The sequence below is a fragment of the Paraburkholderia hospita genome, from assembly GCF_002902965.1.
Lineage (GTDB): Bacteria > Pseudomonadota > Gammaproteobacteria > Burkholderiales > Burkholderiaceae > Paraburkholderia > Paraburkholderia hospita.
The window spans coordinates 1,471,283-1,497,245 of sequence record NZ_CP026105.1; the positions used below are offsets into that span (position 1 = coordinate 1,471,283).

22 protein-coding genes are annotated in these 25,963 nt (G+C 63.0%); 19 read left to right on the forward strand and 3 right to left on the reverse strand.

From position 1 onward, the window contains the following. Positions 1-117 precede the first annotated feature (117 nt). Both C2L64_RS06580 and map read right to left on the reverse strand, forming a co-directional pair. Positions 118-2,697 (reverse strand): [protein-PII] uridylyltransferase, encoded by a 2,580-nt coding sequence (locus C2L64_RS06580; RefSeq protein WP_090835827.1) that lies wholly within the window; start codon positions 2,695-2,697, stop codon positions 118-120. 25 nt (positions 2,698-2,722) lie between these two features. Further along, positions 2,723-3,535, reverse strand: a complete 813-nt coding sequence (gene map, locus C2L64_RS06585; protein ID WP_007585415.1) for a type I methionyl aminopeptidase — start codon at positions 3,533-3,535, stop codon at positions 2,723-2,725. 447 nt (positions 3,536-3,982) lie between these two features. Here map and rpsB point away from each other — a divergent pair, with 447 nt between their 5' ends. The 16 genes from rpsB (at position 3,983) to C2L64_RS06665 (ending at position 20,221) form a co-directional block, all read left to right on the forward strand. Continuing rightward, positions 3,983-4,735, forward strand: coding sequence for a 30S ribosomal protein S2 (rpsB, locus tag C2L64_RS06590; protein ID WP_007585414.1), 753 nt, complete (start codon positions 3,983-3,985; stop codon positions 4,733-4,735). A gap of 189 nt (positions 4,736-4,924) precedes the next feature. After that, the gene (gene tsf, locus C2L64_RS06595) at positions 4,925-5,806 is read left to right on the forward strand and encodes a translation elongation factor Ts (RefSeq protein WP_007585411.1); all 882 of its coding nucleotides are present in this window, start codon (positions 4,925-4,927) and stop codon (positions 5,804-5,806) included. Positions 5,807-6,048: 242 nt separating this feature from the next. Next, a complete protein-coding gene (gene pyrH / locus C2L64_RS06600; protein WP_007585409.1) occupies positions 6,049-6,762 on the forward strand; it encodes a UMP kinase in 714 nt (237 codons plus the stop codon). Positions 6,763-6,856: 94 nt separating this feature from the next. After that, entirely contained in the window at positions 6,857-7,417 is a 561-nt protein-coding gene (frr, locus tag C2L64_RS06605; RefSeq protein WP_007585407.1) for a ribosome recycling factor, read from the forward strand. 73 nt (positions 7,418-7,490) lie between these two features. Further along, complete coding sequence (gene uppS / locus C2L64_RS06610; RefSeq protein ID WP_007585405.1) at positions 7,491-8,273, forward strand: polyprenyl diphosphate synthase; 783 nt, start codon at positions 7,491-7,493, stop codon at positions 8,271-8,273. Continuing rightward, positions 8,267-9,088: a phosphatidate cytidylyltransferase gene (locus C2L64_RS06615; protein ID WP_007585403.1), complete on the forward strand. Its 822-nt coding sequence runs from the start codon at positions 8,267-8,269 to the stop codon at positions 9,086-9,088. The genes uppS and C2L64_RS06615 overlap by 7 nt, the downstream gene beginning before the upstream one ends. Positions 9,089-9,109: 21 nt before the next feature. Continuing rightward, positions 9,110-10,315 carry a 1-deoxy-D-xylulose-5-phosphate reductoisomerase gene (locus C2L64_RS06620; protein WP_090835826.1) on the forward strand — a complete coding sequence of 402 codons (1,206 nt, stop codon included), beginning with the start codon at positions 9,110-9,112 and terminating at the stop codon, positions 10,313-10,315. Positions 10,316-10,322: 7 nt separating this feature from the next. Continuing rightward, positions 10,323-11,711 carry an RIP metalloprotease RseP gene (gene rseP, locus C2L64_RS06625; RefSeq protein ID WP_090835825.1) on the forward strand — a complete coding sequence of 463 codons (1,389 nt, stop codon included), beginning with the start codon at positions 10,323-10,325 and terminating at the stop codon, positions 11,709-11,711. 65 nt (positions 11,712-11,776) lie between these two features. Then, positions 11,777-14,089: an outer membrane protein assembly factor BamA gene (bamA, locus tag C2L64_RS06630; protein ID WP_007585398.1), complete on the forward strand. Its 2,313-nt coding sequence runs from the start codon at positions 11,777-11,779 to the stop codon at positions 14,087-14,089. 86 nt (positions 14,090-14,175) lie between these two features. Beyond that, the gene (locus C2L64_RS06635) at positions 14,176-14,667 is read left to right on the forward strand and encodes an OmpH family outer membrane protein (RefSeq protein WP_007585396.1); all 492 of its coding nucleotides are present in this window, start codon (positions 14,176-14,178) and stop codon (positions 14,665-14,667) included. Between the two features lie 111 nt (positions 14,668-14,778). Then, positions 14,779-15,855, forward strand: coding sequence for a UDP-3-O-(3-hydroxymyristoyl)glucosamine N-acyltransferase (lpxD, locus tag C2L64_RS06640; protein WP_090835824.1), 1,077 nt, complete (start codon positions 14,779-14,781; stop codon positions 15,853-15,855). Positions 15,856-16,024: 169 nt separating this feature from the next. Further along, positions 16,025-16,486 (forward strand): 3-hydroxyacyl-ACP dehydratase FabZ, encoded by a 462-nt coding sequence (fabZ, locus tag C2L64_RS06645; protein WP_007585391.1) that lies wholly within the window; start codon positions 16,025-16,027, stop codon positions 16,484-16,486. Positions 16,487-16,658: 172 nt separating this feature from the next. Then, positions 16,659-17,447 carry an acyl-ACP--UDP-N-acetylglucosamine O-acyltransferase gene (lpxA, locus tag C2L64_RS06650; protein WP_090835823.1) on the forward strand — a complete coding sequence of 263 codons (789 nt, stop codon included), beginning with the start codon at positions 16,659-16,661 and terminating at the stop codon, positions 17,445-17,447. 3 nt (positions 17,448-17,450) lie between these two features. Beyond that, positions 17,451-18,620: a lipid-A-disaccharide synthase gene (gene lpxB, locus C2L64_RS06655; protein ID WP_090835822.1), complete on the forward strand. Its 1,170-nt coding sequence runs from the start codon at positions 17,451-17,453 to the stop codon at positions 18,618-18,620. After that, on the forward strand, positions 18,617-19,366 hold the full coding sequence (gene rnhB / locus C2L64_RS06660; protein WP_244144567.1) for a ribonuclease HII: 750 nt from the start codon (positions 18,617-18,619) through the stop codon (positions 19,364-19,366). Before lpxB ends, rnhB begins: the two co-directional genes overlap by 4 nt. Before the next feature lie 69 nt (positions 19,367-19,435). After that, positions 19,436-20,221, forward strand: a complete 786-nt coding sequence (locus C2L64_RS06665; protein ID WP_090835877.1) for a TrmH family RNA methyltransferase — start codon at positions 19,436-19,438, stop codon at positions 20,219-20,221. A 16-nt stretch (positions 20,222-20,237) separates the two neighbouring features. On the opposite strand, the gene ppsR is transcribed toward C2L64_RS06665, so the two are convergent. Further along, positions 20,238-21,053 (reverse strand): posphoenolpyruvate synthetase regulatory kinase/phosphorylase PpsR, encoded by an 816-nt coding sequence (ppsR, locus tag C2L64_RS06670; RefSeq protein WP_007585382.1) that lies wholly within the window; start codon positions 21,051-21,053, stop codon positions 20,238-20,240. Between the two features lie 537 nt (positions 21,054-21,590). Here ppsR and ppsA point away from each other — a divergent pair. The 3 genes from ppsA (at position 21,591) to C2L64_RS06685 (ending at position 25,561) form a co-directional block, all read left to right on the forward strand. Beyond that, positions 21,591-23,996, forward strand: a complete 2,406-nt coding sequence (ppsA, locus tag C2L64_RS06675; RefSeq protein WP_090835821.1) for a phosphoenolpyruvate synthase — start codon at positions 21,591-21,593, stop codon at positions 23,994-23,996. 119 nt (positions 23,997-24,115) lie between these two features. Further along, positions 24,116-24,568 carry an NfeD family protein gene (locus C2L64_RS06680; RefSeq protein ID WP_007749442.1) on the forward strand — a complete coding sequence of 151 codons (453 nt, stop codon included), beginning with the start codon at positions 24,116-24,118 and terminating at the stop codon, positions 24,566-24,568. Between the two features lie 66 nt (positions 24,569-24,634). Next, positions 24,635-25,561: an SPFH domain-containing protein gene (locus C2L64_RS06685; protein ID WP_090835820.1), complete on the forward strand. Its 927-nt coding sequence runs from the start codon at positions 24,635-24,637 to the stop codon at positions 25,559-25,561. Positions 25,562-25,963 lie beyond the last annotated feature (402 nt).

Genomic DNA, 25,963 nt, shown 5'->3' on the forward strand with positions numbered 1-25,963 from the left:
GGCTGGGGCGGCGGGCCGCGTCGTCTTGCGTGCCGTCGTGCTGCCCGGACGCACAGGGGTGCGCTCGGACGAACTCGGCCGCGGATGCTTGGCTGTCAGTTTGACTCGCATGAAATCTCACACTGCGATCGCGCGCAGCAGCTCCGTTTCGACCTGGATTTGTCGTCGGTTGTCAGAGAGGCCGTGTCCATCAAGTAGGAACACGTCCTCGACGCGTTCGCCGAGTGTATTGATCCGCGCCGCATGGACGCCGACCCGGTGCTCGGCCAGCACGCGCGCGATCGAATAAAGAAGGCCCGGCCGGTCGTTGGCCGACACGGACAGGATGTAATACTGGCCACGCTCGTCGGCCCGCAGGTCGACGCGCGGCGTCACGGGGAACGTGCGCGACAGGCGCGACAGCCGGCCCTTCGACGGCTCAGGCAACAACGTGCCTTCCGCCCTCAGGCGCCCTGCCAGTTCCTGTTCGACGAGGTTGGCGATGTCGCGATAGTGGACGTCACGCTCGGTATGCGCAACGAGAAAGTTGTCGAGGGCATAACCGTGTCGGGTGGTGCTCACGCGCGCATCGAGCACAGACAGCGAATTGCGGTCGAAATACGCGCAGATGCCCGCGAACAGATCGGGGCGGTCCTTCACGTAGACGAGCACCTGCAACGCCTCACCGATGGGCGAGGGCCGCGCGCGCACGATCGGCGTCTCCGTCTCCACATGACGGTGCAGCACGCGCGTCTGCCACGCGATGTCGGCAGCGTCGTGGCGCAGGAAGTAGCCGACGTCGAGCTTGTCCCACAGCGCGCGGTGCGCGTTCTCGGGCACCGTTTCGAGGCGCAGCAGCGCGAGCGCTTCTTCCTGGCGCTGCTTGAGTTCCGAATGCGCGTCGGGGCGGGCGCCGCCGAGCACGGCGAGCGTCGCACGGTACAGGTCTTCGAGCAGCTTGCCTTTCCACGTGTTCCAGACTTTCGGGCTGGTGCCGCGAATGTCGGCCACCGTCAGCAGATACAGCGCCGTCAGGCGCCGCTCGGTGCCGACCAGATCGGCGAACCGCTTGATCACTTCCGGGTCGCTCGTGTCCTGCTTCTGGGCGACCTGGCTCATCGTCAGGTGATGCTGGACGAGCCAGACGATTAGCGCCGTGTCGTCGGTGGAAATGTCGTGCTCGCGGCAGAAGCGGCGCGCGTCGGCCATGCCGAGGGTGGAGTGATCACCGCCGCGACCCTTCGCGATGTCGTGGAACAGCGCGGCCACGTACAGCACGTACGGCCGCTCGAAGTTCACGATCAACTGGCTGCAGAACGGGTATTCGTGCGCGTGCTCGGCAACCGCGAAGCGCCGCATGTTCCGAAGCACCATCAGAATGTGCTGATCGACGGTATAGACGTGATACAGATCGTGCTGCATCTGTCCGACGATCCGGCGGAAGTTCAGCAGATAGCGCCCTAGCACGCTGGTCTGGTTCATCAGACGCATCGCATGCGTGATGCCCTGCGGCTGCTTGAGGATTTCCATGAAGAGGCGCCGGTTTTCCGGATCTCGCCGCCAGCGGTGGTCCATCTTGTCGCGCGCGTTGTAGAGCGCGCGCAGCGTGCGTGCAGACAGCCCTTTGACGCCGGGCGTCTCTTCGTACAGCAGGAAGGCTTCGAGGATCGCGTTCGGCTCGCGCTCGAAAACGTCGTCGCTGGCGATTTCCAGCATGCCCTGTTTCTCGACGAAACGATCGGACAGAACGCGAGTAATACCGCTCGTGCTAGGAAAAAGCTGCGCTTCGATGTTCTGGATCAGAATGGTCGACAGCTGCGTGACGGCTTTGGCGGCCCAGTAGTAGCGGCGCATCAGCTGCTCGCTGGCCCGGCGCGTGGACGTGGCCTTGAAACCGAAGCTCTCGGCGAGCGGATTCTGCAGGTCGAATACCAGAATGTCCTGGCGACGCCCCGCCAGCACGTGCAACCGCGCGCGCAGCGTCTTCAGGAAGCCTTCGTTGCGGCGCAGTTCGCGCGCTTCTCGGTCCGTGATCAGGCCGCGCGCATCCAGTTCGCGCCAGCTGCAGCCGAAGCCGGCGGCCTGGGTAATCCACAGAATCAGCTGCAGGTCGCGCAGGCCGCCCGGACTTTCTTTGACATTCGGTTCGAGCGAGTAAGGCGAGTCCTGGAATTTCGCGTGACGCTGGCGCATTTCCAGGACTTTTGCCTGAAAGAACGCGCGCGGGTCGAGTGCGTCGCGGTAGCGGAGCGAAAAGCTCTCAAACAGCGCTGTGCTGCCGACGATGCGCCGCGCTTCGAGCAGCGAAGTCTGCACGGTGACATCGTTCGCCGATTCCTCGATGCATTGCGAGACCGTGCGCACGCTGCTGCCCAGTTCCAGCCCCAGATCCCACGCGAGCCCGATGAAGCGCTCGATGCGCGCTTCGAGATGCGCCACTGGCTCGTCGGGCAGCAGCACCAGAATGTCGATGTCGGAGTGGGGCGCGAGTTCGCCGCGCCCGTACCCGCCGACGGCCAGCAGTGCCAGCGACGCAGGCAGTTCGCACGCGGCCCACGCGCCGCGCAGCGCATCGTCGGTGATGCGCGCGAGCGCGTGCATCAGCGTGTCGACATTGGTCGCAGTCTTGAAGCGATCGAGCAGCGGGGTCTTGGCCACCTTGTAGTCCGCCTTGAGAGACGTGGCATCGGAAAGGGCGACAGCGTGAACGCTACTCATAGGCGGCGGGTGGCGGGGAAGGTGATCAGGCTGTGGCGGCGGCCGCGATTTGCGGGCGAGCGGGCGTGCCGGCGGAAACGGTCAGCACTTCGTAGCCCGTCGGCGTGACGAGAATGGTGTGCTCCCATTGCGCGGACAGGCTGCGGTCCTTCGTCTTGACGGTCCACTGGTCGGGCATCGTGCGGATGTCGCGACGGCCGGCGTTGATCATCGGCTCGATCGTGAAGATCATGCCCGCCTGCAACTCGATGCCCGTGCCGGGGCGGCCGTAGTGCAGCACCTGCGGATCGTCGTGGAAAACCTGGCCGATGCCGTGGCCGCAATACTCGCGCACGACGCTGTAGCCGAGGCCTTCCGCATGTTTCTGGATCGCATAACCGATGTCGCCGAGATGCGCGCCCGGGCGCACCTGCTCGATCCCGAGCCACATGCATTCGTACGTGGTCTGGACGAGACGCTTCGCCATGATCGAACCTTCGCCGACGATGAACATGCGGCTCGTGTCGCCGTAATAGCCGTTCTTGATCACCGTGACGTCGATATTGAGCGCGTCGCCGTTCTTCAGCGCCTTGTCGCCGGGAATGCCGTGACAGATCACGTCGTTCACCGATGTGCAGACGGCCTTCGGAAACGGCGGATAGCCCGGCGGCTGGTAGTTCAGCGGCGCGGGAATCGTGCCCTGCACGTTCGTCATGTATTCGTGGCACAGGCGGTCGAGTTCGCCCGTCGTGATGCCGGGTTTGACGAACGGCGTGATGTAGTCGAGCACCTCGCTCCCGAGGCGTCCGGCGATGCGCATCTGCGCGATATCGTCTTCGTTTTTGAGCGTAATAGCCATGAGTCGGGCCTGAAATGCGGGTTATCGTGTAATTATCGCACCTTATTCAGGTGATCGCTGGAATTTGCGGGACGCGAGGGCGGGCGGCGGCGCTTGCGGCGGGCGTTCCGCGCGGCCTTGCCGGGCGGCCAAATGGTGCGCGAACAGGGCAGTTGCTGACGCGGTGGTGCAACCGGCGGCCCAGACGGGAGCTACCGCGCAGGTTGAGTCCTGCAATGCTCGCGTGCTATACTCTTTGGCTAAGTCAATCGCCAGTTTGAATATTCAATGTTCAACTCGGCGGCAGGCTTCTTCGTGAGCGGCGTCATGCATAACATGCGGCGCAGTTCGCGGAATTCGCAAGCCGGCGCACCCAGGGTGTTCGCGGCGTCAGGTCTTCCCGAAGCGGCGAAGACGGCGCAGCGGATACGGCAGCCGGCTTAAGACCCAACCCTAGCGGAGATTTTCATGGCAGTTACCATGCGTCAAATGCTGGAAGCCGGTGTCCACTTCGGTCACCAGACGCGCTTCTGGAACCCCAAGATGGCCCCCTTCATCTTCGGCCATCGCAACAAGATTCACATCATCAACCTCGAAAAGACGCTGCCGATGTACAACGACGCACTGAAGTACGTGCGTCAGCTGGCAGCGAACCGCGGCACGATCCTGTTTGTCGGCACGAAGCGTCAATCGCGCGACACGATCGCTGAAGAAGCACAACGCGCTGGCATGCCGTTCGTCAACGCACGCTGGCTCGGCGGCATGCTGACCAACTTCAAGACGCTGAAGGTATCGATCAAGCGCCTGAAGGACATGGAAGCGGCAGTCGAGGCAGGCGAGCTCGAAAAGATGAGCAAGAAGGAGGCGCTGCTGTTCGAACGCGAAATCGCCAAGCTGCAAAAGTCGATCGGCGGCGTGAAGGACATGGGCGGCATTCCTGACGCAATCTTCGTGGTCGACGTCGGCTACCACAAGATCGCCGTGACGGAAGCGAACAAGCTGGGCATCCCCGTCATCGCCGTGGTCGACACGAACCACTCGCCGGAAGGCATCGACTACGTGATCCCGGGTAACGACGACGCCAGCAAGGCTGTTGCCCTGTACACGCAAGGTGTGGCTGAGGCGATCGTCGAAGGCCGTGCGAGCGCGGTCAACGAAGTCGTGCAGGCTGTCCGCGGTGGCGACGGCGACGAGTTCGTCGAGGTCAACGGGGAAGCGTAAAGCACCCTGTGTCCGGCAAAAAAGGGGGCTCTCTATAGGCCCCCTTTTTTTAAGTCGCGACGATCTGAATGAGCGTGCCGCAACGGGCACGCGGCAGCGCCCGAAAAAATGTGCGCTGCGCGGAAACGAAATGCTGTCGCCGGCATCGAATGCGGGCGGCGTGTGACAGACAGACTCAAGGAGCGAATGATGGCGGCAATTACCGCAAGCATGGTGGCAGAACTGCGCGCGAAGACCGATGCGCCGATGATGGAATGCAAGAAGGCGCTGACGGAAGCCGACGGCGACATGGCGCGTGCGGAAGAACTGCTGCGCGTGAAGCTCGGCAACAAGGCCAGCAAGGCCGCGTCGCGCGTCACGGCTGAAGGCGTGATCGCTTCGTTCATCGAAGGCGGCGTTGGCGCGATCGTCGAGCTGAACTGCGAAACCGACTTCGTTTCGAAGAACGACGACTTCATCGGCTTCACGAAGCAGGTCGCCGAACTCATCGTCAAGCAAAACCCGGCTGACGTCGCTGCGCTGTCGGCGCTGCCGCTGGAAGGCTCGACGGTCGACGCAGTGCGCTCGGCGCTGGTCGGCAAGATCGGTGAAAACCTGTCGATCCGCCGTTTCGCGCGCTTCGAAACGTCGAACCAGCTGGCTGCGTACCTGCACGGCACGCGTATCGGCGTGCTGGTCGAGTACACGGGCGCGGACGAGCAGGTCGGCAAGGACGTCGCGATGCACATCGCGGCGATGAAGCCGGTCTCGCTGTCGTCGGACGAAGTTCCCGCTGACCTGATCGCCAAGGAACGCAGCATCGCTGAACAGAAGGCTGCTGAATCGGGCAAGCCGGCTGAGATCGTCGCCAAGATGGTCGACGGCTCGGTGCAGAAGTATCTGAAGGAAGTGTCGCTGCTGAACCAGCCGTTCGTGAAGAACGACAAGCAGACGATCGAGCAGATGCTGAAGGCAGCGAACTCGAGCGTGCAGAAGTTCGCGCTGTTCGTGGTCGGCGAGGGCATTGAGAAGCGTCAGGACGACTTCGCGGCCGAAGTCGCTGCGCAAGTCGCTGCTGCAAAGCAGCAATAAGCGTTATTTAAGTTTCACGCAGTACCGTTTCACCCGCGGCGGAGCTGGACTTCGCCGCGGCCGGCAGCGCCACCGGGCTGCGCGCGCGAAAGCCGCGCCGCAGCCACCGGTTGGCAGGCCCCGATCAGTCGTCGAGGCAGGTCAATTTGGCGGCGCTTGCCCGAACCCCTATTTCGCCCCTACAGTTAGTTTCTTGTTGTTTGGCGGCTTTTTGCCCTGCTCAGCGCGACCCGGATATCTCTATGCCCACTGCCTATAAACGCGTCCTCCTCAAACTCTCTGGCGAAGCCCTGATGGGCGACGATGCATTCGGCATCAATCGCGCGACGATCGAAAGAATGGTGGCGGACATGGCCGAGGTGGTGCGGCTCGGCACGCAACTGGCGGTGGTGATCGGTGGCGGCAATATCTTTCGTGGCGTGGCGGGCGGCGCAGCGGGCATGGACCGTGCAACGGCTGACTACATGGGCATGCTGGCCACGATGATGAACGCGCTGGCGCTGCAGGACGCAATGCGTCACGCCGGCATCGAGGCGCGCGTGCAGTCGGCGCTGCGCATGGACCAGGTGGTCGAGCCTTACATCCGTCCCCGCGCGATCCGTCAGCTGGAAGAAGGCAAGGTCGTGATCTTCGCGGCCGGCACGGGCAACCCGTTCTTCACGACGGACACGGCGGCTGCGCTGCGCGGCTCGGAAGTGGGCGCCGAAGTGGTGCTGAAGGCGACCAAGGTGGACGGCGTCTACTCGGCTGACCCGAAGAAGGACCCGTCGGCCACGCGCTATACGACGATCAGTTTCGACGAGGCGATCGGCCGCAATCTGCAGGTGATGGACGCGACGGCGTTCGCGCTGTGCCGCGACCAGAAGCTGCCGATCCGCGTGTTTTCGATCGTCAAGCCGGGCGCGCTCAAGCGCATCGTGCAGGGCGAAGACGAAGGCACCCTCGTCCACGTGTAAACTCTCTTTCACGTCTGTGGGCTTGAACGCGGGCTCAGGCTGCGCCTCGCGCGCTTATGGGCCCGCATCGTTTTGATGGTTCGGAGGTTTAATCATGTCTTTGGCTGACACCAGGAAAAGCGCTGAGCAAAAGATGCAGCGCTCGATCGACGCGTTCAAGAACGATCTGTCGAAGATCCGCACGGGCCGTGCTCACACGGGCCTGCTCGATCACATTCAGGTCGACTACTACGGTTCGCCCGTGCCGATCTCGCAGGTCGCGAACCTGACGCTGATCGACGCGCGCACGATCGGCGTGCAACCGTGGGAAAAGAAGATGATCACGGTCGTCGAAAAGGCGATCCGCGAATCGGATCTGGGTCTGAACCCGGCGTCGCAAGGCGATGTGATCCGCGTACCGATGCCCGCGCTGACGGAAGAGCGCCGCCGCGAACTGACGAAGGTCGTCAAGAGCGAAGGCGAAACGGCCAAGGTGGCCGTGCGCAATCTGCGCCGCGACGCCAACGAGGCGCTGAAGAAACTCGTGAAGGACAAGGAGATTTCGGAAGACGACGAGCGTCGCGGTAGCGACGACATCCAGAAGCTGACGGACAAGTTCGTCGCCGAAATCGACAAGCTCGTACAGACCAAGGAAGGCGAGATCATGACGGTTTGACGGTCTGGCGCACACCAGACCCCAAGACTTTCACTGATCATCGTTTCTTTCTTTGCAGCTTTACCCGACGGCCATGACCTATACAAGCTCAACCGTTCGCGTCCCTGACGTTTCAGCCGTACCACGTCATATCGCGATCATCATGGACGGCAATGGCCGTTGGGCGACGCAACGCCGCCTGCCGCGCGTGGCGGGCCATACGCGCGGCGTCGACGCCGTGCGCGCAGCCGTCGAGGCGTGCGCGCGCCAGGGCGTCGAATACCTGACGCTGTTCGCATTCAGTTCGGAAAACTGGCGCCGTCCGACCGACGAAGTGTCGTTCCTGATGCGCCTGTTCGTGACCGCGCTCGAGCGCGAGATTGGCAAGCTGCACGCGAACGGCATCCGCCTGCGCGTGGTCGGCGATCTGTCGATGTTCGACAAGAAGATCCAGGATCTGATCGCACGCGCCGAAACCAAGACGGCGCGCAACACGCGCCTCACGCTCACCATCGCCGCGAACTACGGCGGCCGCTGGGACATCATGCAGGCCACGCGCAAGCTGGTCGAGCAGTCGGTGGCGGCGGGGCGTCCCGTCGAGGTCAACGAAGATGCCTTCGCCGAGCATCTTGCGATGGCCTACGCACCCGAGCCGGACCTGTTCATCCGCACGGGCGGCGAGCAGCGCATCAGCAACTTCCTGCTGTGGCAGCTCGCCTACACCGAGTTCTATTTCACTGACACCTACTGGCCGGATTTCGACGCCGACGCGCTCGGCCGCGCCATCGGTTCATACACGGGGCGCGAGCGCCGCTTCGGACGCACGAGCGCGCAGCTCGAGCCGCAATCGCAAAACGTCGATTCGCTTCCATGCTAAAAACCCGTGTCATCACGGCGATCGTCCTGCTGGCTATTCTTCTGCCTGTCACGCTTTGGGCGCCGATCGGCGGCTTTGGCGCGCTGATCGCGTTCGTCGTCGTGTTCGCCGCGTGGGAATGGGCGCGGCTTCTGAAGCTGCCGGGCGCCGGTCCCGTGATCTACGCGATCGTCGCCGCGCTGGCGCTGGTCGCCAGCACGAAGCTCGGCACAGGCGTCACGGCGCCGCGCCCGCTCTTCGAGGCGTCGTCAATCTTCTGGATATTCGCCGGCCCGTTCGTGCTGCTGCGCAAGCCGACGCTCGCGCAAGGCGCATGGCGGCCGTTCCTGCTGCTGGCGGGCGTGGTCGTGTTCGCCGCCTGCTGGCATGCGCTCGTCGCGGCGCGGATGGCGGGCGTGCCGTTCGTGCTTTCCCTGCTGCTGGTGGTCTGGTTGGCCGATATCGGCGCATACTTCGCGGGTAAGGCGTTTGGAAAGCACAAACTCGCGCCGTCGATCAGTCCCGGCAAGACCTGGGAAGGCGCGATCGGCGGGTGGCTGGCCGTGATGATCGTCGCGGCCCTGGCTGTCATCACGCATGCCTTCGCGCCGACCCTGTTTTCCGCGCTGCTCGACCATCTGGGCACCGCTCGTGCGTTTGCCACGCTGACCTTGCTGGTCGTGTTCAGCGTGGTGGGCGATCTGTTCGAATCGATGCTCAAGCGCCAGGCTGGCGTGAAGGATTCGAGCAATCTGCTGCCGGGTCACGGTGGCGTGCTCGACCGCATCGACGCTTTGTTGCCGGTGCTGCCGCTTGCGATGCTCGTGTTGTCGTAGCCATCGGCTAGAGAAAGAGATATGCAAAAACGAATTAGTTTGCTCGGTTCCACGGGCTCGATCGGAGACAGCACGCTCGACGTCGTCGCGCGTCATCCTGAGCGCTTCTCGGTGTACGCGCTGACGGCGCACCGCAACGGCGACAAGCTCGTCGAGCAATGCTTGCGCTTCAAGCCCGAAGTGGCCGTGGTCGGCGATGCCGATACGGCTGCGAGCGTGGCCGCGAAACTGCGCGCAGCGGGCTGCAAGACCGAGGTGACTTACGGTCCGCAGGCATTGGTCGACGTGTCGAAGAGCGACGGCTGCGACACCGTCGTCGCGGCGATCGTCGGCGCGGCGGGCCTCGAGCCGAGCCTCGCGGCGGCGCGCGCCGGCAAGCGCATCCTGCTCGCGAACAAGGAAGCGCTCGTGATGTCGGGTGCGATCTTCATGGACGCGGTGCGCGACAACGGCGCGATCCTGCTACCCGTCGACAGCGAGCACAACGCGATTTTCCAGTGTCTGCCGCGCGAATCGGCGCTGCATGGCGGCGTGTCGAAGATCATCCTGACGGCCTCGGGCGGACCGTTCCGCACACGCGAACCGTCCAGTCTCGTCGACATCACGCCGGAAGAAGCGTGCAAGCATCCGAACTGGGTGATGGGCCGCAAGATTTCCGTCGATTCCGCGACGATGATGAACAAGGGCCTCGAAGTGATCGAGGCGCATTGGCTCTTCAATCTGCCCGGCGATCGCATCGAGGTGCTGATTCACCCGCAGAGCGTGATCCACTCGCTGGTCTCCTACACCGACGGTTCGGTGCTCGCGCAACTGGGCAACCCGGACATGCGCACGCCCATCGCGCACGCGCTGGCGTTCCCCGATCGCGTCGATTCCGGCGTCGCGCAACTCGATCTCGCGCAGATCGCTCAACTGTCGTTCGAGAAGCCCGATTACACGCGCTTCCCGTGCCTCGCGCTCGCGATGAAGGCACTGGCTGAAGGCGGCGTCGCGAGCGCCGCGCTGAACGCGGCAAACGAGATCGCCGTCGAAGCATTCCTGACGCGCCGCATCGGCTTCATGGCGATCGCCCGGGTCGTCGATGCCGTGCTGAACGCATTGCCCAACCGCGAGGCGTCGAGCCTCGCCGACGTGGTCGACGCCGACGCCGCTGCGCGCCGCGCTGCCCACGCATTCATCGACGGTCTGCCGGCGGGCGCTCGCCTTACGGAACGCGCCGTCCAGTGAGGCGTTTATGAACCTGCTGATCGAACTGGTCGCCTTCGCAGTCGCGATTGGCGTACTGGTGGTCGTCCATGAGTATGGCCACTACAGCATCGCTCGCTTGTGCGGCGTCAAGGTGTTGCGCTTTTCGATTGGCTTCGGCAAGCCGCTCGCGCGCTGGGTCAGCAAGAAGACGGGTACCGAGTGGACCATCGCGGCGCTGCCGCTCGGCGGCTACGTCAAGATGCTCGACGAGCGCGAAGAGGGCGCGCCCATTGCGCCCGAAGACCTGCCGCGCGCGTTCAACCGTCAATCGGTCGGCAAGCGCATCGCGATCGTGGCGGCCGGCCCGATCGCCAACTTCATTCTTGCCATCGTGCTGTTCGCAGCCGTGTTCGCGACGGGCGTCACCGAGCCCGCGGCGATCGTCGCGGCGCCCGCTGTCGAGACGGCCGCCGCGCGCGCGGGCTTCGACGGCGGCGAGACGGTGGTTGCCGTGCGCGATGCGAATGCGGGCGAATCGGAACCCGTGCGCTCGTGGTCCGATCTGCGCTGGAAGCTGCTCGGCGCCGCGTTCGATCACAAGCGCGTCGTGCTGACCGCGAAGGACACGCACGGCACGTTCGACTTCCCGCTCGACTTGCAAAATCTTTCCGACAAGGAAGTCGATGACGACTTCATGTCACACCTCGGTTTCGAGCCGGGTGGCGGGACGTTGTCGGTGGCGGGCGTGCAGCCGGGCAGCGCGGCCTTGCAGGCGGGACTGCTGGCGGGCGACCGGATTCGCGCCGTCGACGGTCATCCCGCCGACAACGCGACCACCTTCATCAGCTACATCAAGTCGCACGCGGGCAAGCCGATCGTGCTGCAAATCGAGCGCGGCGCGAAGAATCAGCAGGCGGGTGCATTACAGAATCTAACCATCGTGCCGGGCGCACAGCGCGACGAAACGACGGGGCAACCCATCGGCCGCATCGGCGCTGAGCTCGCGACGCAGGTGCCGTCCATCGACGTCCGTTATGGTCCTGTCGACAGCGTGCGCCTCGGCGCGCATCGCACGTGGGACCTTGCTGTGTACTCGGTGCGGATGTTCGGCCGGATGATCGTCGGCGAAGCGTCGTTGAAGAATCTGTCCGGTCCCGTGACCATCGCGGACTATGCAGGCAAGAGCGCGAGACTCGGTCCGTCAGCATTCCTGTCGTTCCTTGCGCTTGTCAGCATAAGCCTCGGCGTGCTCAACCTTTTACCAATACCGGTATTGGACGGGGGGCATCTGTTATATTATCTGGTTGAAGCTGTTACCGGCAAAGCTGTATCCGATCGCTGGCAGCTCGTTCTTCAAAGAGCGGGACTGGCTTGTATCGTCGCCTTGTCGGCGATCGCGCTGTTCAACGATCTTGCTCGTTTAATCCATTTTTAAAGTGTCTGGCGGCGTACGATGGCGCCCGCCTGACCTGATGCAGCTATACACACTGGGGAAGCACGTTGTTTAAACCTCATCGCTTTGTTCCAAAGACGGTTGTAGCCGCGGCAATCGCCGCGCATGGGCTGGTAGCTCACGCGACGACACCTTTTGTGGTGAAAGACATTCGGATCGAAGGGCTGCAACGGGTAGAACCCGGCACGGTGTTCTCCTATCTTCCCATCAAGCAAGGCGATACGTTTACCGACGAAAAGGCTTCCGAAGCCATTCGCGCGTTGTACGCAACGGGCTTCTTCAACGACGTGAAGATCGCCACGGAAGGCGAGGTCGTGGTGGTCCAGGTGCTCGAGCGTCCCGCCATCGGCACGATCGACTTCTCCGGCCTGCACGAGTTCGAGAAGGACAACCTGATCAAGGCGCTGCGCGCCGTCGGCCTCTCGCAGGGCCGCTATTACGACAAGGCGCTCGTCGACAAGGCCGAACAGGAACTGAAGCGCCAGTATCTGACGCGCGGTTTCTACGCAGCTGAAGTCACGACTACGATCACGCCGATCGATCGCAACCGTGTTGCGGTCCTGTTCGCCGTGATCGAAGGTCCGAGCGCGAAGATCCGCCAGATCAACTTCATCGGCAACAAGTCGTTCAGCACGGGCACGCTGCGCGACGAGATGCAGCTGTCCACGCCGAACTGGTTCTCGTGGTACACGAAGAACGATCTGTATTCGAAAGAAAAGCTCACGGGCGACCTCGAGAACGTTCGCTCGTACTACCTGAACCGCGGCTATCTCGAGTTCAACATCGAGTCGACGCAGGTGTCGATCACGCCCGACAAGAAGGACATGTATCTGACGGTGACGCTGCATGAAGGCGAGCCGTACACGATCAACAGCATCAAGCTCGCGGGCAATCTGCTCGACCGCGAAGCCGAGCTGAACAAACTGATCAAGATCAAACCGGGCGACAAGTTCTCTGCTGAAAAACTGCAGGCCACGACGAAGGCGATCGTCGACAAGCTCGGCGAATACGGCTATGCGTTCGCGACCGTGAACGCGCTGCCGCAGATCGACCAGGAGCATCACAAGGTCGACCTGACGCTGCAGGTCGATCCGAGCCGCCGCGTGTACGTGCGCCGCATCAACGTGGTCGGCAATACGCGTACGCGTGACGAAGTCGTGCGCCGTGAAATGCGCCAGCTCGAAAGCTCGTGGTTCGATTCGAACCGCCTCGCGCTGTCGAAAGACCGTATCAACCGTCTCGGCTACTTCACGGACGTGGACGTGACGACGATTCCCGTCGAAGGCACGCCGGACCAGGTGGACGTCGACGTGAAGGTCGCCGAAAAGCCGACGGGCGCGATCACGCTGGGCGCGGGCTTCTCGTCGACGGACAAGGTGGTGCTGTCGGCGGGCGTGTCGCAGGACAACGTGTTCGGTTCGGGCACGAGCCTCTCGGTGAACGTGAACACCGCGAAGACATACCGTACGTTGACGGTGACGCAGGTCGACCCGTATTTCACGGTCGACGGCATCAAGCGCATTACCGATCTCTACTACCGCACGTACGAGCCGCTGTACTACTCGACGGATTCGAGCTTCCGTATCGTCACGATGGGTGGCGACCTGAAGTTCGGTATTCCGTTTTCGGAAGTGGACACGGTGTACTTCGGCGCGGGCTTCGAGCAGAACACGCTCGACGTCGACGCGAACACGCCGCAGGCCTACAAGAACTACGTGCAGGACTTCGGCCGCGTGTCGAACAACGTGCCGCTGACAGTCGGCTGGTCGCGCGATGCGCGTGACAGCGCGCTGGTGCCGAGCCGTGGTTACTTCACGCAGGCGAACGCCGAATACGGCACGCCGCTGGGCGGCGTCCAGTATTACAAGGCCGACTTGCAGGCGCAGTACTATTACTCGTTCTCGCGCGGCTTCGTGCTGGGCTTCAACGTACAGGGCGGCTACGGCAACGGTATCGGCAACGCCTACCCGATCTTCAAGAACTACTACGCGGGCGGTATCGGCTCGGTTCGTGGCTATGAACCGAGCTCGCTGGGTCCGCGCGACGCGACGACGAACGACCCGATCGGCGGCAACAAGATGTTCGTCAGTAACATCGAACTGACGTTCCCGCTGCCGGGTACGGGCTATGACCGCACGCTGCGGGTGTTCACGTTCATCGACGCTGGTAACGTCTGGGGCGATCCGGGTCAGGGCGGCACGACGACGACGGGTTCGAACGGTCTGCGTTACGGCTACGGTGTCGGTCTCGCGTGGATTTCGCCGATCGGGCCGCTCAAGCTGTCGTTGGGCTTCCCGCTGCAGAAACATACGGGCGACCAGTATCAGAAGTTCCAGTTCCAGATCGGGACGGCGTTCTGATCGCGCGCACCAGAACTGGAACCCCTTACAGCATCGAGAGGATGACTTTGCTAACTGGTATGTTTTCGAAGCGTGTGGCGTGTGCAATGGCGCTTGCCATGACGCTCGGCGTGGGCGCGGCGAACGCCGCGCTGGCGCAGGAAGCGCGAATCGCCGCGGTGAATTCGGATCGCATCCTGCGTGAGTCGGCGGCGGCGAAAGCGGCGCAGACCAAGCTCGAAGCGGAGTTCGCGAAGCGCGACAAGGACCTGCAGGACATGGCGCAGCGTCTGAAGTCGCTGTCCGACTCGCTCGACAAGAACGGCGCGTCGCTGGCGCCGGCCGATCGCGCGCAGAAGCAGCGCGACTTGTCGCAGCTCGACACGGATTTCCAGCGCAAGCAGCGCGAATTCCGCGAAGACCTGAACCAGCGCCGCAATGAAGAACTGGCGGCCGTGCTCGACCGCGCGAACAAGGTCATCAAGCAGATCGCCGAGCAGCAACACTACGATCTGATCGTGCAGGAAGCCGTCTATGTCAGCCCGCGTATCGACATCACCGACCAGGTGCTGAAGGCGCTGGCGGCATCGGGCAATTGAAGCCGGGCCGGACGGCGCCCACGCCAGCCGTCCGGCGCACACCTTCCGGCGCGCGCGAGATCCGGGAAAAGCGCGCAAGTTAGGCAACTGAACAGCAGGAGCAGTACACGCATGGCATTCACGCTCGAGGAGATCGTCCAGCAGTTCGGCGGAGAGATCGTCGGCGATCGCGCGCACCGCGTCGGCAATCTGGCGCCGCTCGATCAGGCTGGCCCCGATCAACTGGCGTTTCTCGCCAACCCGAAGTATCTGGCGCAAGTCGAGTCGACGCGCGCGGGCGCGGTGCTGATCAACGCGGCGGATCTGGAGAAGGTCACGTCGCGCGACGGTCGTAATTTCATCGTCACGCCGAATCCCTACGCTTACTTCGCGCGCCTCGCGCAGGCCTTCATCGACATGGCCTCGCCGAAGGCGAAACCTGGCGTGCATCCGGGCGCAACCATCGACCCGTCCGCGCAGATCGCCGCGAGCGCCGTGATCGGCCCGAATGTGACGGTCGAAGCGGGCGTGTCGATCGGCGAAAACGTGCGTCTCGACGCGAACGTGTTCGTCGGGCGCGGTACGCAGATCGCGGCGGGCTCGCATCTATATCCGAACGTCGCCGTGTATCACGGCTGCAAGATCGGCGAGCGCGCCATCATCCACGCGGGCGCGGTGATCGGCTCGGATGGCTTTGGTTTTGCGCCGGACTTCGTCGGCGAAGGCGATGCGCGCACGGGCAGCTGGGTCAAGATTCCGCAGGTTGGCGGCGTGTCGATCGGACCGGACGTCGAAATCGGTGCAAATACCACGATCGACCGCGGCGCGATGGCCGATACTGTCATCGAAGAATGCGTGAAGATCGACAACCTCGTGCAGATCGCCCACAACTGCAAGATCGGCGCCTACACGGTGATCGCCGGCTGTGCGGGCATCGCGGGCAGCACGACGATCGGCCGTCACTGCATGATCGGCGGCGCGGTCGGCATTGCCGGCCACGTCACGCTGGCCGACTACGTAATCGTTACCGCACAGTCGGGTGTATCGAAGTCGCTTCTGAAGCCCGGCATGTACACGAGCGCATTCCCGGCCGTCGACCATGCCGACTGGAACAAGAGTGCCGCGTTGATGCGCAACCTCGACAAGTTGCGCGATCGCATCAAGGCGCTCGAAGCCGCAGTCGCCAGCGCCTCCGGAGACAAGGCGTAAGCATCTCGGGCACCATAGGCACGACCGGAAGGAAACGCCGGCGCGCGCGGCCCCCGGATCGCGCGCAGCCGGAACAGGAACGGGCGGCAGGGCGCGTCGTCATCATCCAGCCCCTTGCACCCAGCATTCGCAGTCATCATCGCGCAACCCTTGCGTGAGCAGAAACACCATGAGCACCGAAAAAATCAATCTCGACATTCACAAGATTCTCACGCTGCTGCCGCACCGCTATCCGATCCTGCTGGTCGATCGGGTGCTCGAACTCGAGCCGCACAAGAGCATCAAAGCGCTGAAGAATGTGTCGATCAACGAACCGTACTTCATGGGTCACTTCCCGAAGCGCCCGGTTATGCCTGGCGTGCTGATTCTGGAAGCGCTCGCGCAGACGGCAGCGCTCTTGACCTTCGCGGAAGAGCCGCACGATCCGAACAACACGCTGTACCTGTTCGTCGGCATCGACAATGCGCGCTTCAAGCGGGTCGTCGAGCCGGGCGACCAGCTGATCCTGAACGTCACGTTCGAGCGCCATATGCGCGGCATCTGGAAGTTCAAGGCGCGCGCGGAAGTGGACGGCCAGGTGGCTGCCGAAGCCGACCTGATGTGCGCGGTGCGCCAGACGGACAGCGAGTAATGCCAGCGGCCGGGCAGCCGTGAACGGTGTGTCCGGCAACGCGCGAGGCAGAACCATCGAAACCTTGAGCGGTCACAAAACGGGTTGCATCGTGACCGCTTCAACGCGTCGGATGACGCCGCAGCGTCATCGGCGCCATGTAACTGATACGCGGAAATACTAGCGAGGGCGCATGAGCAGGATTCATCCTACTGCGATCATCGAGTCGGGCGCACAGCTCGACGAATCGGTCGAAATCGGACCGTACGCCGTTGTCGGCGCGCACGTCACGATCGGCGCACGCACGACCGTCGGTTCGCACAGCGTGGTCGAAGGCCACACGACGATCGGCGAAGACAACCGGATCGGTCATTACGCATCGGTCGGCGGGCGTCCGCAGGACATGAAGTACCGGGACGAGCCGACGCAGCTCGTGATCGGCAATCGCAACACGATCCGCGAGTTCACCACGATCCACACGGGCACCGTGCAGGACAAGGGCACCACGACGCTCGGCGACGACAACTGGATCATGGCCTACGTGCATATTGGCCACGACTGCCAGATCGGCAGCAACGTGATCCTGTCGAGCAACGCGCAGATGGCGGGCCACGTGATCATCGGCGATCACGCGATCGTCGGCGGCATGTCGGGCGTGCACCAGTTCGTGCGGATCGGCGCGCATTCGATGCTGGGCGGCGCGTCGGCGCTCGTGCAGGATATTCCGCCGTTCGTGATCGCGGCGGGCAACAAGGCGGAGCCGCACGGCATCAACGTAGAAGGGCTGCGCCGCCGTGGCTTTTCGCCGGATGCGATTTCGGCGCTGCGCTCGGCCTACCGTCTGCTGTACAAGAACGGTCTGTCGCTCGAAGAGGCGAAAGTGCAGTTGCGCGAGCTCGCGACGGCGGGCGGCGACGGCGACGAGCCGGTACGCGCGCTCGTCGAGTTCGTCGAGCAGTCGCAGCGCGGCATCATCCGCTAACCGATGCCGTTGCCTACCAGTCCGCTACGGCTCGCAATGGTGGCCGGCGAGCCGTCGGGCGATCTGCTGGCGGCTTCGTTGCTGGACGGGCTCGCCGCCCGTCTGCCTGACACCACGCAGTACTTCGGTATTGGCGGCCCGCGCATGATCGCGAAGGGCTTCGACGCGCATTTTCCGATGGAAAAGCTGTCGGTGCGCGGCTATGTCGAAGCGCTGAAGCACATTCCCGAAATTCTCGGCATTCGCAACGAGCTGAAGCGCCAGCTGCTGGCCGAGCCGCCGTCCGCCTTTATCGGCGTCGATGCGCCCGACTTCAACTTCGGCCTCGAGCATCCGCTGCGCGACGCGGGTATTCCGACCATTCACTTCGTCTGCCCGTCGATCTGGGCGTGGCGCGGCGGCCGCATCAAGAAGATCGTCAAGGCCGTCGATCACATGCTGTGCGTGTTCCCGTTCGAAAAGGCGCTGCTCGAGAAATCGGGCGTGACGGCGACCTATGTCGGGCATCCGCTCGCTGACGAGATTCCGCTCGAACCGGACACGGCAGGCGCGCGCCGCGTGCTCGGCCTGCCCGAAAGCGGCCCGGTGATCGCCGTGCTGCCGGGCAGCCGGCGCTCGGAAATCTCGCTGATCGGCCCGACGTTCTTCGACGCAATGGAACTGATGTTGCAGCGCGAACCGGGCGTGCGTTTCGTGATGCCGGCAGCGACGCCGGCGCTGCGCGATCTGCTGAAGCCGCTCGTCGAAGCGCATCCGAAGCTGCCGCTGACGCTGACGGACGGCAACGCGCAGATCGCGATGACGGCCGCCGACGCGATTCTCGTGAAAAGCGGCACGGTCACGCTGGAAGCCGCGCTGCTGAAGAAACCGATGGTGATCTCGTACAAGGTGCCCTGGCTGACGGGACAGATCATGCGCCGGCAGGGTTATCTGCCGTACGTCGGCTTGCCGAATATTCTAGCGGGGCGTTTCGTCGTGCCGGAGATCCTGCAGCACTTCGCGACGCCTGAAGCGCTGGCGGACGCCACGCTGACCCAGTTGCGCGACGACGCAAACCGGCGCACGCTGACGGAAATTTTCACCGAGATGCATCACGTGCTCAAGCAGAACACCGCGCAGCGGGCTGCGGAAGCGGTCGTCGCCGTCATTGAAGCGCGCCGGGGGCGTCCATGACCCGCGCAACGGCCGTGGCTGCGTCGCGCCGCAAGGCATCGGCGAAGAAAACGGACCAGGGCGGCCTCGATTTTTCGTCGCCGGAAGACATCATTTGCGGCGTCGACGAAGCGGGGCGCGGTCCGCTGGCCGGGCCCGTGGTGGCTGCCGCCGTGATTTTCGATCCGTCGAAGCCGCGCATTCGCGGCCTTGACGATTCCAAGGCGCTGACGGCGAAAAAGCGCGACGAACTCTATGAGAAGATCATCGAGCGTTCGCTCGCGTATTGCGTCGCGTCGGCTTCCGTCGAGGAAATCGACGCGCTGAACATCCTGCACGCAACCATGCTCGCGATGAAGCGCGCAGTCGAAGGCCTGAAGGTCACGCCGACGCTGGCGAAGATCGACGGCAACCGCTGTCCGACGCTGAGCATCCGCAGCGAGGCGATCATTGGCGGTGACGCGCTCGTGCCGTGCATTTCGGCCGCGTCGATTCTCGCGAAAGTCACGCGCGACCGGATGCTGCTCGAACTGCATCAGATGTTCCCGGTATATGGCTTCGATGCGCACGCCGGCTACGGCACGCCGCAGCATCTGACGGCGTTGCGCGAGCATGGTCCGTGCGAGCATCACCGGCGCTCGTTCGCGCCCGTACGTGAGGCGCATTTGCGGCTCGGCACAGGCAACGGTTTGCCGAAAGGCGTGATAGTCGTGCCGCCCGCAGCCGCCGACGATGCATTCCTCGCCGACGACAGCGCGCCGTTCTGACGCCACGCAAAACACGATCAAGCGCCTGCGGGCGCTTTTCTTTTCACCGCTATTCTCTTCGTGCTGCCTGTGAAAGCCATCACCTCGCGGGACAATCCGCTCTACAAGCGTCTGAAGGCATTGGCCGGCTCGACGCATCAACAGCGCAAGAGCGGCCATGCGCTGCTCGAAGGGTTTCACCTCGCGAGCGCGTATCTCGACGTCGCTGGCCAGCCGGAAATGTGCGTCGTCACGGAAGGCGCGCTGCGCCACGATGAAGCGCAGGCGCTCGTCGCACGGATCGAGGAACGGCGCATCGTCACACTGCCCGATGCGCTGTTTGGACAACTGTCGAATGTCGTCAACGGCGTCGGCCTGTTGCTGCTCGTCGAGAAGCTCGACCTGCCGTTGCCCGAGCGCGTGATGCAGGGTTGCGTCGTGCTCGACGGCGTGCAGGATGCGGGCAATGTCGGTTCGATTCTGCGCAGCGCGGCGGCAGCGGGCATTGGTCATGTGTTCTGCGCGCCGGGCACCGCGTACGCGTGGTCGTCGAAGGTGCTGCGCTCAGGGATGGGTGCGCATTTTCTGCTGCAGATTCACGAGGACGTTGAGCCGCAGACGCTGATCGAACGGCTCGGCGTGCCAGTCGCGATCACGGACTCGCATGGCGCGCAGGCGATCTACGACACCGATCTGTCGGGGCCTGTCGCGTGGGTGTTCGGCAATGAAGGGGCGGGTGTCTCGCAGGCGTGGCGCGACGCAGTGACATACCGCGTGACGATTCCACAGCCGGGTGGGATGGAGTCGCTCAATGTCGCGGCGGCCGCCGCCGTGTGTCTTTTCGAGCAGTGCCGGCAGCAGCGCGCTGCCGGCTGAATTCACCGCATCGCCATCAATACGACGACCGGTCCAGCTTGATTTCCTGCAGGATCGTCGTCGCGATTTCCTCGATCGACTTGTGCGTCGACGAGAGCCACTTGACCCCTTCGCGCCGCATCATCGTCTCGGCTTCGTTGATCTCGTAGCGGCAGTTTTCGAGCGCCGCGTACTTGCTGCCGGGGCGCCGCTCGTTGCGGATTTCCGAAAGCCGTTGAGGATCGATCGACAAGCCGAACATCTTCGTGCGATGCGCGAGCAGCGGCGTCGGCAGCTTGCCGCGCTCGAAGTCTTCGGGGATCAGCGGATAGTTTGCCGCCTTCACGCCGTACTGCATCGCCAGATACAGGCTGGTTGGCGTCTTGCCGCTGCGCGACACGCCAACGAGGATCACGTCGGCTTCTTCCAGATTGCGATTGGACTGGCCGTCGTCATGCGCGAGCGAGAAGTTGATCGCCTCGATCCGGTTCTTGTACTCCTCGGTGTCGGCGTTCTGGTGGCCGCGGCCCATCGCGTGGCTCGACTTCAGCTCCAGTTCCTGTTCGAGCGGCTCGACGAAGGTCTGGAACATGTCCAGCACGAGCGCGTTCGAATCCTTCACGATCTGGTTCGACGCGCTGTTCACGAGCGTCGTGAAGACGATCGGGCGGCGGCCTTCGTGATGAGCGGCTTCGTTGATCTTTTCGAGCGTGGCGTAGGCTTTTTCCGTCGAATCGACGAAGGGCACGCGGACCAGACGGAACTTCTGGTCGAACTGGGAGAGGATCGAATGCGCGAAGGTTTCGGCAGTGATCCCGGTACCGTCGGAGACGATGAATACGGTTGGCGGCATCAGTGGGCAGGGAACATGAGCGTCAAAATCCGCTCGAATCAGACATTGCCGCGTGGCGCGCGCTGCCCGGTGGCTGGCCGGAAAACGGCAGCGGCGCAACACGATACGACACGCGGCGCAGCGTGCGCCCGGAACGGGTAAAAGGCTGACGCGTGGCCCGGATGACAGCCGCGGTTGTCACGCAAACCCCGGCGGCAAGCCGCGCGCGCCGTCCTGGGCGCATTTCTCGTCCGACTGTCACATTTTGAGAGTCGGCACGGTAGAATAGCGGCAACCTGTTGGATAAGCAATTGCAGCCAAATCGCGTGTAACTATCTGTTATCGCTCTTTGATTGCGTCGTGATTTGTTCGTAAGTTGCACGGCAACGCTGCAAGTTCGTTCAATCCTCCGCTTCGTCGGCCTTCGTGCCGGGCATAAAGCCTTCTGCGATTGTTTCTCCAACAGGTTGCGCAAGGCACGAGTCAACGCTCTCAATGAGCGCCTCGTGTTCGAGCCCACTTGCGCAATCGAGCATTTTTTTCCACTTAGGGGCTTGTATGACTAACGCAGTTAACGTTGCTAAGGATCAGGCGTATGTAGTTCCATTCGAGCAGTTGCGGATGACCGACGTGGAAATCGTCGGCGGCAAGAATGCTTCGCTCGGCGAGATGATCAGTCAGCTCGCCGAAGCCGGCGTGCGCGTCCCGACGGGTTTCGCCACGACGGCGCTCGCATTCCGCGACTTTCTGCATTACAACAACCTGACCGAACGCATCGCCCAACGTCTCGAGACGCTCGACGTCGACGACGTGAAGGCACTCGCCGCTGCGGGCAAGGAGATCCGTCAATGGATCGTCGACGCCCCGATGCAGGCGCGTCTCGAACAGGAAATCCGCGCAGGCTTCGACACGCTGCAAAAGAGCTCGCCTGAAGAACTGTCGTTCGCGGTGCGCTCGTCGGCCACGGCGGAAGACCTGCCGGACGCATCGTTTGCCGGTCAGCAGGAAAGCTACCTGAACGTGGTCGGCGTCGAAGACGTGCTCGATCGGATGAAGCACGTGTTCGCGTCGCTCTACAACGACCGCGCCATCTCCTATCGCGTCCACAAGGGCTTCACGCATGCTGAAGTGGCGTTGTCGGCGGGCGTGCAGCGCATGGTGCGCTCGGACGTCGGCGCAGCGGGCGTGATGTTCACCCTCGATACGGAATCGGGCTTCAAGGACGCAGTCTTCATCACCTCGAGCTATGGCCTCGGTGAAACCGTCGTGCAAGGCGCGGTGAATCCGGACGAGTTCTACGTCTTCAAGACCACGCTCGCGCAGAACAAATACCCGATCATCCGCCGTTCGATCGGCTCGAAGCTCATCAAGATGGAATTCACGAAGGCGGGCGAAGAAGGCCGCGTGAAGACCGTCGACGTGCCGCACGAGCAGCGCAACCGCTTCTCGATCACCGACGAAGACGTGATCGAACTGGCGAAGTACGCGGTCATCATCGAAAAGCACTACCAGCGTCCGATGGACATCGAGTGGGGCAAGGACGGCCGCGACGGCAAGATTTTCATCTTGCAGGCGCGTCCGGAAACGGTGAAGAGCCAGGGCGGCAACAAGGCCGAGCAGCGCTTCAAGCTGAAGGGCCAGTCGCAGGTGCTGGCGACGGGCCGCGCGATCGGCCAGAAGATCGGCGCGGGCCCCGTGCGCGTGATTCACGATCCGTCGGAAATGGAGCGCGTGCAGCCGGGCGACGTGCTGGTCGCAGATATGACCGACCCGAACTGGGAACCCGTGATGAAGCGCGCAGCCGCGATCGTCACGAACCGTGGCGGCCGTACCTGCCACGCGGCGATCATCGCGCGTGAGCTGGGTGTGCCCGCCGTCGTGGGTTGCGGCGACGCGTCGGACGTGCTGAAGGAAGGCGCGCTCGTCACGGTATCGTGCGCGGAAGGCGACGAAGGCAAGATCTACGACGGTCTGCTCGAAACGGAAGTGACGGAAATTCAGCGTGGCGAACTGCCGGAAATTCCCGTCAAGATCATGATGAACGTCGGCAATCCGCAGCTCGCGTTCGACTTCGCGCAGCTACCGAACAAGGGCGTCGGTCTCGCCCGCCTCGAGTTCATCATCAACAACAACATCGGCGTTCACCCGAAGGCGATTCTCGAATACCCGAACATCGATCAGGATCTGAAGAAGGCTGTCGAAAGCGTCGCGCGCGGTCATGCATCGCCGCGTGCCTTCTATGTCGACAAGCTGACGGAAGGCATCGCGACGATCGGCGCGGCGTTCTATCCGAAGCCCGTGATCGTGCGTCTGTCGGACTTCAAGTCGAACGAGTACAAGAAGCTGATCGGCGGTTCGCGCTACGAGCCGGACGAGGAAAACCCGATGCTGGGCTTCCGCGGCGCATCGCGTTACATCTCTGAAGACTTCGCGCAGGCGTTCGAAATGGAGTGCATCGCGCTCAAGCGCGTGCGGGAAGAGATGGGCCTCGACAACGTCGAGATCATGGTGCCGTTCGTGCGGACGCTGAAGCAGGCGGAGCGCGTGGTTGGCCTGCTCGCGAAGTACGGTCTGAAGCGCGGCGAAAACGGCCTGCGCCTGATCATGATGTGCGAAGTGCCGTCGAACGCGATTCTGGCTGAAGAGTTCCTGCAGTACTTCGACGGCTTCTCGATCGGTTCGAACGATCTGACGCAATTGACGCTCGGCCTCGACCGCGATTCCGGCATGGAACTGCTGGCAGCGGACTTCGACGAGCGCGATCCCGCCATCAAGTTCCTGCTGAAGCGTGCGATCGAAACGTGCCTGCGTCTCGACAAGTACGTCGGTATTTGCGGCCAGGGTCCGTCGGACCACCCGGACTTCGCCGAGTGGCTGACGAAGGAAGGCATCGCGTCGATCTCGCTGAACCCGGACACGATCATCGAAACGTGGCAGGCGCTGGCGAAGGTGACGGCTAAATAAGCATTACGCATCGATTTGTGGCGGTACGTAAAACGTGCTGCTACGAACGATAAAAGCTGGACGCTTCATGCTATAAACACCCCGGTAGATCCGGGGTGTTTTGCTTTGTGGAGGCGCAAGTGTTCCAAAGTGGACTGTTCTGGTGGATCGGCGCAGGCGTGCTGATCGTGCTCGAACTGCTGCACGGCACGTTCTATCTGCTGATGGTGGCGCTCGGCTTTATTGCGGCGGCGTTGGCGCGTCTCGCGGGGGCTGATCTGCCGCTGCAATTCGGCATCGCGGCCGCCGTCGCGCTCGCCGCGGTGCTCCTGCTGCGCAAGTCGCGCTTCGGACGTAAAACGAAAACGCGCGCTGAAGCCGCGCGCAATCCCGACGTGAATCTCGATATCGGCTCGACGTTGACCGTGTCCGCGTGGCACGACGGACACGCGCGCACCAGTTATCGCGGCGCGTCATGGGAAGTCGAACTCGCGCCCGGCGAGCCGGAAGACGCCAATCTCTATGAAATCACTGCGCTGCGGGGCAACTGTCTTGTCGTCGTCGCGAGCAGGCATGCGGCGGCGAGGGCTTGAGCCGTCCGATGCAACGTAGGCGCATTCGAACGCGCACAACAATTCAAAAACAGAGTGGGGGCAGGAATGGAATCGTCGAGCATCGCTGGGCTGGTCTTGCTGATTGTCGTGATCGTGGTTGCTGCGCAGACGATCAAGATCGTGCCGCAGCAGCACGCATGGGTGATGGAGCGCCTCGGGCGCTATCACGCGACGCTCACGCCGGGCCTGAACTTCGTGCTGCCGTTCATCGACCGGATTGCGTACAAGCACATGCTCAAGGAAATTCCGCTCGATGTGCCGAGTCAGGTCTGCATCACGCGCGACAACACGCAGTTGCAGGTGGACGGCGTGCTGTACTTTCAGGTGACTGATCCGATGAAGGCGTCGTATGGTTCGAGCAACTTCGTGTTCGCGATTACGCAGTTGTCGCAGACGACGTTGCGTTCGGTGATCGGCAAGCTCGAACTCGACAAGACGTTCGAGGAGCGCGACTTCATCAATCATTCGATCGTGTCGGCGCTCGACGAAGCCGCGTCGAACTGGGGCGTGAAGGTGCTGCGTTACGAGATCAAGGACCTGACGCCGCCTAAGGAGATTCTCCATTCGATGCAGGCGCAGATCACGGCGGAACGCGAGAAGCGCGCGCTGATCGCTGCATCGGAAGGGCGCAAGCAGGAGCAGATCAATATCGCGTCGGGTGGGCGTGAGGCGGCGATCCAGAAGTCCGAGGGCGAGCGTCAGGCGGCGATTAACCAGGCGCAAGGCCAGGCGGCGGCGATTCTGGCTGTTGCTGAGGCTAATTCTCAGGCAATCCAAAAGATTGCGGCGGCGATTCAGTCTACGGGCGGGATGGAGGCTGTGAATCTCAAGGTTGCTGAGCAGTATGTGAATGCTTTTGCGAATCTCGCGAAGGCGGGGAATACGTTGATCGTGCCGGGGAATATGGCGGAAATGGGGTCGATGATCGCGGCGGCGCTGACGATTGTGAAGCAGTCTAAGAGTGTTGTTTGAAGGGGTTTTTTGTCTGCGACGCTTGGTGGTTTGCTTTGCGTTTTCGCGAGCATCCGCGTATTGCCTTCGCGCTTCAAGCGTCGCCCCTGTGCGGGGCGGCACCTACTTTTCTTTGCCGCCGCAAAGAAAAGTAGGCAAAAGAAAGCGGCTCACACCGCCAGTGCTAGTTATTGCCTGAGGGCCCCCAGCCGGTCCCACACTTCACACGTCAGCGTCCCTGTTCGCGTTCGTTGCCAACGCGCTGAATGAGCGCCTCACCCGCTTCGAATACCCGTACTCGGGCAAGCGGCAGCGAATGGTACGTGCCGCCCAGGTGGCAAACTGTGTGTAGGTTGTCGCGTCGTATAGGGCAGCGCTCTTACAGGGTGGAACGCATGCGCAATCGGTCCGAAGTGAGGCGTG

What these genes read in the sequence shown, in the direction of transcription:
- uppS (WP_007585405.1), top strand. Translation starts at nt 7,491, where the DNA reads ATGACCTATACAAGCTCAACCGTTCGCGTCCCTGACGTTTCAGCCGTA.
- fabZ (WP_007585391.1), top strand. Translation starts at nt 16,025, where the DNA reads ATGAGCACCGAAAAAATCAATCTCGACATTCACAAGATTCTCACGCTG.
- C2L64_RS06685 (WP_090835820.1), top strand. Translation starts at nt 24,635, where the DNA reads ATGGAATCGTCGAGCATCGCTGGGCTGGTCTTGCTGATTGTCGTGATC.
- lpxD (WP_090835824.1), top strand. Translation starts at nt 14,779, where the DNA reads ATGGCATTCACGCTCGAGGAGATCGTCCAGCAGTTCGGCGGAGAGATC.
- ppsA (WP_090835821.1), top strand. Translation starts at nt 21,591, where the DNA reads ATGACTAACGCAGTTAACGTTGCTAAGGATCAGGCGTATGTAGTTCCA.
- lpxA (WP_090835823.1), top strand. Translation starts at nt 16,659, where the DNA reads ATGAGCAGGATTCATCCTACTGCGATCATCGAGTCGGGCGCACAGCTC.
- C2L64_RS06635 (WP_007585396.1), top strand. Translation starts at nt 14,176, where the DNA reads ATGGCGCTTGCCATGACGCTCGGCGTGGGCGCGGCGAACGCCGCGCTG.
- C2L64_RS06580 (WP_090835827.1), bottom strand. Translation starts at nt 2,697, where the DNA reads ATGAGTAGCGTTCACGCTGTCGCCCTTTCCGATGCCACGTCTCTCAAG.
- map (WP_007585415.1), bottom strand. Translation starts at nt 3,535, where the DNA reads ATGGCTATTACGCTCAAAAACGAAGACGATATCGCGCAGATGCGCATC.
- C2L64_RS06615 (WP_007585403.1), top strand. Translation starts at nt 8,267, where the DNA reads ATGCTAAAAACCCGTGTCATCACGGCGATCGTCCTGCTGGCTATTCTT.
- tsf (WP_007585411.1), top strand. Translation starts at nt 4,925, where the DNA reads ATGGCGGCAATTACCGCAAGCATGGTGGCAGAACTGCGCGCGAAGACC.
- frr (WP_007585407.1), top strand. Translation starts at nt 6,857, where the DNA reads ATGTCTTTGGCTGACACCAGGAAAAGCGCTGAGCAAAAGATGCAGCGC.
- C2L64_RS06620 (WP_090835826.1), top strand. Translation starts at nt 9,110, where the DNA reads ATGCAAAAACGAATTAGTTTGCTCGGTTCCACGGGCTCGATCGGAGAC.
- pyrH (WP_007585409.1), top strand. Translation starts at nt 6,049, where the DNA reads ATGCCCACTGCCTATAAACGCGTCCTCCTCAAACTCTCTGGCGAAGCC.
- rnhB (WP_244144567.1), top strand. Translation starts at nt 18,617, where the DNA reads ATGACCCGCGCAACGGCCGTGGCTGCGTCGCGCCGCAAGGCATCGGCG.
- rpsB (WP_007585414.1), top strand. Translation starts at nt 3,983, where the DNA reads ATGGCAGTTACCATGCGTCAAATGCTGGAAGCCGGTGTCCACTTCGGT.
- rseP (WP_090835825.1), top strand. Translation starts at nt 10,323, where the DNA reads ATGAACCTGCTGATCGAACTGGTCGCCTTCGCAGTCGCGATTGGCGTA.
- lpxB (WP_090835822.1), top strand. Translation starts at nt 17,451, where the DNA reads ATGCCGTTGCCTACCAGTCCGCTACGGCTCGCAATGGTGGCCGGCGAG.
- ppsR (WP_007585382.1), bottom strand. Translation starts at nt 21,053, where the DNA reads ATGCCGCCAACCGTATTCATCGTCTCCGACGGTACCGGGATCACTGCC.